Below are 350 nucleotides of genomic sequence, written 5' to 3' on the forward strand. Positions count from 1 at the left end.
AAGCCATGTGACAACGGCATACATTCTGGATCAGGACCCGAACCGGTGGCCCACTTTGCCTCCCATCGGTCGCCCGATTGCCAATAACCGTATCTATATTCTTGACACGTGCGGTCAGCCTGTTCCGCTGGGGGGACTTGGGGAGATTTATATTGCGGGTCAAGGCGTCGCACGGGGTTATCTGAACCGGCCTGAGCTGACGGCAGAACGTTTCCTGCCCGATCCGTTCAGCGATAAGCCGGATGCCCGGATGTACCGCACCGGGGATTTGGCGCGTTATTTGCCGGACGGCAATCTGGAATTTTTGGGTCGTACTGACCAGCAGGTGAAAATCCGCGGTTTCCGCATTG

1 protein-coding gene is annotated in these 350 nt (G+C 56.9%); it reads left to right on the forward strand.

The window, feature by feature from the left end:
- Positions 1–350: AMP-binding protein (locus C5470_RS22290; RefSeq protein ID WP_166291958.1), on the forward strand; the 350-nt coding region annotated here is incomplete at both ends.

The sequence above is a fragment of the Photorhabdus stackebrandtii genome (assembly GCF_011189495.1).
GTDB classification, from domain to species: domain Bacteria; phylum Pseudomonadota; class Gammaproteobacteria; order Enterobacterales; family Enterobacteriaceae; genus Photorhabdus; species Photorhabdus khanii.